General features: G+C 73.3%; 5 protein-coding genes. 1 reads left to right on the forward strand and 4 read right to left on the reverse strand.

Going from position 1 to position 7,864, the window contains the following annotated elements; genetic code table 11:
* The coding region (locus FGF04_RS29180) for an N-6 DNA methylase (RefSeq protein WP_149514435.1) at positions 1-1,477 on the reverse strand (1,477 nt) is incomplete at its 3' end.
* Between the two features lie 207 nt (positions 1,478-1,684).
* On the opposite strand from FGF04_RS29180, the gene FGF04_RS29185 reads away from it, so the two are divergent.
* Entirely contained in the window at positions 1,685-2,428 is a 744-nt protein-coding gene (locus FGF04_RS29185) for a hypothetical protein (RefSeq protein WP_149514286.1), read from the forward strand.
* A 22-nt stretch (positions 2,429-2,450) separates the two neighbouring features.
* On the opposite strand, the gene FGF04_RS29190 is transcribed toward FGF04_RS29185, so the two are convergent.
* The 3 genes from FGF04_RS29190 to mfd all read right to left on the reverse strand — a co-directional run bounded on the left by FGF04_RS29190 (position 2,451) and on the right by mfd (position 7,759).
* Positions 2,451-3,194: an N-acetyltransferase gene (locus FGF04_RS29190; protein WP_188114275.1), complete on the reverse strand. Its 744-nt coding sequence runs from the start codon at positions 3,192-3,194 to the stop codon at positions 2,451-2,453.
* An 89-nt stretch (positions 3,195-3,283) separates the two neighbouring features.
* Positions 3,284-3,997, reverse strand: a complete 714-nt coding sequence (locus FGF04_RS29195; RefSeq protein WP_149514287.1) for an HNH endonuclease family protein — start codon at positions 3,995-3,997, stop codon at positions 3,284-3,286.
* Positions 3,998-4,228: 231 nt separating this feature from the next.
* Positions 4,229-7,759: a transcription-repair coupling factor gene (gene mfd / locus FGF04_RS29200; protein WP_149514288.1), complete on the reverse strand. Its 3,531-nt coding sequence runs from the start codon at positions 7,757-7,759 to the stop codon at positions 4,229-4,231.
* Positions 7,760-7,864 lie beyond the last annotated feature (105 nt).

A 7,864-nucleotide genomic window follows, 5' to 3' on the forward strand; every position in this document is an offset into this window, starting at 1 on the left:
GGGTGAGGCGGCGGGCCAGCCGGAGCGTCTCGCCCAGGCGGTCGCGCACGTCCCCGAGCCGCTCGGCGCCGCCGCCGGCCGCGGGGGGCGGCAGATGGCGGGCCGGGGCCAGGTCGACGTCGTCGTCGAGGAGTTCGATGACCGGTACGCAGCGGCTGACGCCCGGCTGCTCCGGCGCGGTGCCGGTGCGGTCGAAGGGGCGCCAGGCGTCGAGGACGGCGGTGCGCAGGGCCGGCCAGTCGAGTGCGCCGCGGCCGTCCGCGGCGTACCCGGCGGTGTCGGCGAGCAGCACCTCGGGGTGCGCCGGCCGGCCGGTGGCGGCGGGCCGGCGCAGCACCCACAGGTGGAGCGGGAGGTTGTGCGGAGCCGCGGCGCCGGGGGGCAGGGCGATCACCGCGCGCAGGGCGCCGCGGCGCAGCAGGTCGGCGCGGATGCGGCGGCCCGAGCGGCGGGAGGCGGCGGCGGGCGGCATCAGCAGGACGGCGGTGCCGCCGTCCCTGAGCCGGGCCAGCGCGTGCTGCACCCAGGCCAGTTCGGACTCGGTGCGGGCCGGGAAGCCGTACTCCCAGCGCGGGTCGTAGGCCAGTTCGTCGTGCCCCCAGTTGCGCTCGTTGAACGGCGGGTGGCACAGGACGGCGTCGGCCCTGAGGCTGCCGTACGCGTCCTCGCGCAGGGTGTCGGCGGCGGCGGTGCGCACGGCGGCCCGGGTGTGGAGGGCGAGCCGCAGGGCGCTGAGCGCGGCGAGTTCCGGTGCGCTGTCCTGGCCGTACAGCTGCTGTTCCCCGGTGCCTGCGGTGCCCCCGGTGTCCTGGAGGGCGGCGGCCGCGCGCAGCAGGGCGCCGGTGCCGCAGGCCGGGTCCAGGACCTTCCCGGCGGGTCCGGCGAGGTCGGCCATCAGGGCGGCGAGGCCGGACGGCGTGAGCGTGTACTGGCGCGGGTTGGCGTCGAGGTGGCGGCCGAGCAGGAACTCGTACGCCTTGCGGGCGCCCAGTTCGGCGGCGAGGTCGCCGGCGGCGCGCAACAGGGCTGCCGAGGACCGCAGTTGCGCGGCGTCCGGGGTGGCGACGGCCCGCTTGCGGAGCGCTCCGAAGTGCGGGGTGAGGACCTGGTCGAGCGGGCCGGGCAGCAGGTCGGCGAGCCGTTCGTCGGACCCCGCGGTCAGCTCCAGCCAGACCGTGGGCCGGTCGTGCAGGAGCAGCAGGGCGCAGCCCGTGTGGACCAGGGCGGTGACGGGGCCCTGCGGATGTCCGGCGACCTGCTGCCAGACCCGTTCGCGCAGGGGGACCTCGGCCAGTTTGCCCTGGGCGCGCAGCCACTCCTCGACCTCGGCGAGGGCGAAGGAGGGGCTGGTCTCCGTGCCGCCGACGGGCCGGGGGAAGTCGGCGTGGCGGCGGCGCCAGTTGCTGACGGCGGCCCTGCCGACCCCGGCGAGCCGGGCGATCCCGGCCGCGGTGACCTCTGTCCCGTTCTCCTGCACCGAGCCCGCTCCCCTCGTCCGATGTGGCGCCGAGCATAGCGGCGTACGCAAGATCTACCCATTCACGGACGTGTACGCAATGGCTTCCGTGAACCGTGTTGACTCGGTTCACAAGCTCTGCTGTGATTGACCCATCGGATGAACGGCCGCCGTACGAGGCGGCCGTACCCGGCCGTCCCCACACCTCTCGACATCCAAGGACCCGTCATGCGCCGTACCGCTCTCGCCGCTCTCTGCCTCGCCGCCACCGCGGCCGTGTCGCTCACCGGCTGCCTGCCCGGCGAGGACGAGGCGGACAGCAAACCGAAGGGACCCTTCGCCGGGCTGACCGGCGGCGAGATCGCCGACCGGGCCGTCGAGGCCACCTCGAACGCCTCGTCGCTGCGCATGAAGGGCGACATCCAGGACGACGGCAGCCGCGTCGGCCTGGACATGGCCCTCGACAAGAAGGGCCGCTGCGCCGGCACCGTGAGCGCCGGCGGCGAGGGCGAGGCCGAGCTGAGGAAGACCGCCGACACCCTCTACATGAAGTACGACGAAAAGTTCCTGCGCGCCCAGGACGAGGGCTCCTCGAAGGCGGAGACCGACGCGGTGGTGGACATGCTCGCCGGGAAGTGGACCAAGACCTCCGCGACCGGTGCGGACGCCGAGGAGATGGCGGGCTTCTGCGACCTCGACACCGTCCTCGCCGACTTCGAGGACGTCGACTCCGACGCCACCCGCGGCAGGACGACCACCGTCGACGGCACCCCGGCACTCGTCCTGCACGAGAAGGAGGGCAAGGACACGTACACGCTGTACGTCGCCACCGAGGGCAAGCCCTACCTGCTCAAGGTCGTCAGCAGGTCCGCCGACGACCCGGGCACGGTCACCTTCGGCGACTTCGAGAAGCCGGTCCCGGCCGGCGCGCCCGAGGGCAAGGTCATCGACCTGGACGCGCTGGGCGGCTGACGGAGTGGTGGGTGCGCCCGCGTCAGAGCACGTGCCGCACCCATACGTTGGGCTCGACGTACACCGCGTACCCGTGGGCCGGCTCGCAGTGCACCGGCACCAGCGCACCGGGGACCTCGACCAGGCACTCCTCGTCGAACGGCAGGCCCGTCCACCCCCGCCACTCGTCGAGCGACGCGGCAACGGTCATCGACGCCGGGGCGACCGCCTCGACGCGCCCGCCCGCCCGGACGTGCACCCGCAGCCACGGATCGTGCGGCAGCCCGTCGCCGCGCGTGCGGAACGCGTACTCCTCCATCGGCGTACGCGGCTCCAGGTGCTTCGCGCTGGGCCGCACGGGCGCGACGACCTCGCCGAAGCCCCGCCCCCGGGCGTTGTCGCGCATCGCCGCGAGCATCCGCCCCGACAGGCCGGTGCCCTGCGCGTGCGGGGCCACCACGACCGAGATCGCGCTCACCGTGTCGGGCACGACGCCCCTGCGCAGGTCACCGAACGCCCACACCAGGATCTCGTCCCAGCCCCGCGGCGGCAGCGCGCCCGCCCCCTCGTCCCCGAGGGCGAACGGCACGCTGTAGGCGTGCGCCACCACCTCGCCGTCCGCGTCCTCGGCGAACAGCACGTACTCCGGCAGTTCCCTGGCGATCCGGCCGTAGTGCGCGTTGCCCACGAGGTCGTTGCGCAGGAAGGCGGGCCAGGTGTCGGCCATCCCCGTCACCCGGTCGAGCATCTCCGGGCGCTCGGCCAGGCTCGCGATCGTCAGCACCATGCCGGACACGGTAGGCACCGGGCGGACCGCGGGCGAACGGATTTCACCCGGACCCGCGGCGCCCGCCGCCCCGGTCCGCCGCGGTGCGCTCAGCCCGCGTGGAACCTGCTCGGCGCCCGCGTCGGTGTGCCGCCCGAGGGGAGCTTCTGCCCGGGGCAGGTGGACAGCACCTTCTTCATGGCGGCCTTCTCGGCGGCGGTGACCCACAGCTCGTACTTCTTCTTCACGGCCACCTGCCCGGCCACGTACGTGCAGCGGTACGCCTTGTGCGGCGGCAGCCAGGTCGCGGTGTCCCCGTCGCCCTTGCTGCGGTTGCGGCCCGCGTCGACCGCGAGGAGGTTCAGCGGGTCGTTGGCCAGCGCTATGCGCTTGCTCGCGTCCCACTTCTGGGCGCCCTTCTGCCAGGCGTCCGACAGCGCGACCAGGTGGTCGATGTCGACCTCGCTGCGCCCGCCGCGCTCGAAGGTGACGTCCGCGTCGGTGTAGGGGTCGGGGTCGAGCCGCCCCGAGCGCACGCTGCACTCGCCGTCGCTGAACGTCACCTCCTTCAGGTCCCGCTTGAGGATGTCGTCGCGGGTGTCGCAGCCGTTCGAGTCGGTGTCGGCCCAGGGCGTGCCGAACTTGTCCCGGTCGTACCCCGTCTTGGGGGCCCGTCCCTTGACGGTCAGCGAGTCGACGGCGGCCAGGGCCGGTCCGCCCGCGCCCGTGGTCTCCCCGGATCCGGCGCCGGTCGACTCCACCGTGCAGCCGGTCGCGGCGATCAGCAGGGCCGCGACGCCGGCGGTCCTGGTCCAGAACGTCACGGACACTCCTTTTCCCTGCCGGTCCGGGCGGGCCCCGACCGGGCGGCCTTCCCGCACCCGCTGCTGCTTCTGCCTGTGCCTGCGCCTCTGCGGCACACGCTCCGTACCTGCTCTACCCGCTGTGCCCGCACTTCACCGTACCGACCCGGGCGCTCGGGGGCGCGCGGACGGCTCGGTGGTGCGGGCACAGCGGGTAGAGCAGGTACGAAGGGACAGGGCGGGACGGGGCGGCTACGAGCCCAGGATCGAGGCCAGGAACTCACCCGTCCATCCCAGCAGCTCCCGGCCGAGCAGCGGCTTGCCGCCCACCTTCGCCGTCTTCGGGCGCGGCACCAGCACCTGGTGCACGGACGGCTTGATCACCGAGCCCGGGTACAGCCGCTGCAGCCGCAGCTCCTGCGACTCGCGCAGCTCCACCGGCGCGAACCGGACGTTGTTGCCCTGCAGGACGACCTCGCCGACCCCGCAGGCCCGCGCGAGCATCCGCAGCCCCGCCACCAGCAGCAGGTTCTCCACCGGCTCGGGCAGCTTCCCGTAGCGGTCGACGAGCTCCTCGCGCACCGCCTTGACGTCCTCCTCGGAGTTGATCGAGGCGATCGCGCGGTAGGCCTGCAGGCGCAGCCGCTCGCCCGGTGCGTAGTCGTGCGGGACGTGCGCGTCGACCGGCAGCTCGATCTTGACCTCCAGCGGCGGCTCGTCCTCCMCCCCGCCGTCCATCTGGGCGCGGTAGTCGGCCACCGCCTCGCCCACCATGCGGACGTACAGGTCGAAGCCGACCCCGGCGATGTGCCCGGACTGCTCGCCGCCCAGCAGGTTGCCGGCGCCGCGGATCTCCAGGTCCTTCATCGCCACGTACATGCCCGCGCCCATCTCGGTGTGCTGGGCGATGGTCGCGAGCCGTTCGTGGGCCGTCTCGGTGAGCGGCTTCTCCGGCGGGTAGAGGAAGTACGCGTACCCGCGCTCGCGGCCGCGCCCCACCCGGCCGCGCAGCTGGTGCAACTGGGAGAGGCCGAAGTTGTCGCCGCGCTCCACGATCAGCGTGTTCGCGTTCGAGATGTCGATGCCCGACTCCACGATGGTCGTCGAGACGAGCACGTCGAACTTCTTCTCCCAGAAGTCGACGACGACCTGCTCCAGGGCCTGTTCGGACATCTGGCCGTGGGCGGTGGCGATCCGCGCCTCCGGCACGATCTCGCGCAGCTTGGCCGCCGCCCGGTCGATCGACTCGACCCGGTTGTGGATGTAGAAGACCTGGCCCTCGCGCAGCAGCTCCCTGCGCACCGCGGCGCCGATCTGCTTCTCCTCGTACGGGCCGACGAAGGTCAGGACCGGGTGCCGCTCCTCCGGGGGCGTGGTGATCGTCGACATCTCGCGGATGCCCGTCACCGCCATCTCCAGGGTGCGCGGGATCGGGGTGGCGGACATGGTCAGGACGTCCACGTTCGCGCGCAGCTTCTTCAGCTGCTCCTTGTGCTCGACGCCGAAGCGCTGCTCCTCGTCGACGATGACGAGGCCCAGGTCCTTGAACTTCGTCTCCGAGGAGAACAGGCGGTGGGTGCCGATGACGACGTCCACCGAGCCCTCCCGCAGCCCCTCCAGGGTCGCCTTCGACTCGGTGTCGGACTGGAAGCGCGACAGGGCCCTGACGTTGACGGGGAACTGCGAGTAGCGCTCGCTGAACGTCCCGAAGTGCTGCTGCACCAGCAGTGTGGTGGGCACCAGCACGGCCACCTGCTTGCCGTCCTGGACCGCCTTGAAGGCCGCGCGGACCGCGATCTCCGTCTTGCCGTAGCCCACGTCGCCGCAGATCAGCCGGTCCATCGGGACCGTCTTCTCCATGTCGTCCTTCACCTCGGCGATGGTGGTGAGCTGGTCGGGCGTCTCGGTGTACGGGAACGCGTCCTCCAGCTCGCGCTGCCAGGGCGTGTCGGCGCCGAAGGCGTGCCCGGGGGCCGCCATGCGGGCCGAGTACAGCCGGATGAGGTCCGCCGCGATCTCCTTGACGGCCTTCTTGGCGCGCGCCTTGGTCTTGGTCCAGTCGGCGCCGCCGAGCCGGTGCAGCGTCGGGGCCTCGCCGCCCACGTACTTGGTGATCTGCTCCAGCTGGTCGGTGGGGATGTAGAGGCGGTCGCCGGGCTGGCCGCGCTTGGCGGGCGCGTACTCCACCACGAGGTACTCGCGGGTCGCGCCCTGCACGGTCCGCTGGACCATCTCGATGTAGCGGCCGACGCCGTGCTGCTCGTGGACGATGTAGTCGCCCGTCTCCAGCGTCAGCGGGTCGATGGTCTTCCTGCGGCGGGCCGGCATCCGGGTGCCGTCCTTGCCGGCGGCCTTCTGCCCGGTCAGGTCGGTCTCGGTGAGCACGGCGAGGCGCAGCGCCGGGTCGACGAACCCGTGGTCGATGGAGCCGCAGGACACCTGCACCACCGAGGGGACGAGCGTGTCGAGCTGCGACTCCAGGCGGGCCGCGATGCCCTCGCCGCCGAGCACCTCGACGGTCCGGGCGGCGGGGCCGTGCGCCTCGGTGACGAACACCGTGCGCCAGCCGTCCGCGAGCCAGCCCTTGGTGTCGGCCAGCGCCTTGGCGGTGTCGCCCCGGTAGGTCTCGGGCGCGTGCATCCCGAGCTTCAGGGTGTCAGCGTCCAGCTCTTCGTCGGCCGCGAACTGCGACACCGACCACCACATCATGTCCAGCTCGCGGGCCCGGTCCCGGACGTCCGCGATGGACCACAGGGACGCGGCGTCCACGTCGATCGGGGCCTCGCCGCCGCCCGCGGTGGCCGCCCAGGACGCCTGGAGGAACTCCTGCGAGGTCGCCACCAGGTCCGCGGCGCGCGTCCGCACCCGCTCCGGGTCGCAGACCACCGCCATGGCGCCCTCGGGCAGGACGTCGACGAGCAGCTCCATGTCGTCGACGAGGACCGGGGCGAGGGACTCCATGCCCTCGACCGCGATGCCCTCGGCGATCTTGCCGAGCAGCTCGCCCAGCTCGGGGTGCTCCTCGGCGAGCCGGGCGGCCCGCTCCCTTACCTCGTCGGTGAGCAGCAGCTCCCGGCAGGGCGGCGCCCACAGCCCGTGCTCGGCGACCTCCAGGGAGCGCTGGTCGGCGACCTTGAAGTAGCGGATCTCCTCGACGTCGTCGCCCCAGAACTCCACGCGCAGCGGGTGTTCCTCGGTGGGCGGGAAGACGTCCAGGATGCCGCCGCGCACGGCGAACTCGCCGCGCTTCTCGACCAGCTCCACGCGGGCGTACGCGGCGGCCGCGAGGGCTTCCACGACGGCGCCCAGGTCGGCGCTCTGTCCGGTCCGCAGGGCCACGGGCTCCAGGTCGCCCAGGCCCTTGACCTGCGGCTGGAGGACCGAGCGGACGGGGGCGACCACCACGGAGACCGGGCCGGTCTCCGGGTCGTCGGAGCGGGGGTGGGCCAGCCTGCGCAGGACCGCGAGCCGGCGGCCGACGGTGTCGCTGCGGGGGGACAGGCGCTCGTGCGGCAGCGTCTCCCAGGACGGGTACTCCACGACCGTGTCGGCCGGGAGCAGCGAGCGCAGGGCGGCCGCGAGGTCCTCGGCCTCGCGGCCGGTGGCGGTGACCGCCAGGACCGTGCGGCCCGCCTCACGGGCCAGGGCCGCGACCGCGAACGGCCTGGCGGCGGGTGGGCCGACCAGGTCGACGTGCATGCGGTTGCCGTCGSCGGCGGCCTTCACCGCTTCGGTGAGGGCCGCGTCCTTGACGACGGCGTCGAGGAGACCGTGCAGGCTCATGGAGGTGCTTCCGTCCGAGGATCGTGAGGTGCGGTTGGGGTGTGCGGGCAACGCGAGCCGCCCGACACGTCTGACGGGCCGGGGTCGGTGAGGACGTGCCAGGAG

Source organism: Streptomyces apricus (assembly GCF_008369065.1).
Lineage (GTDB): Bacteria > Actinomycetota > Actinomycetes > Streptomycetales > Streptomycetaceae > Streptomyces > Streptomyces apricus.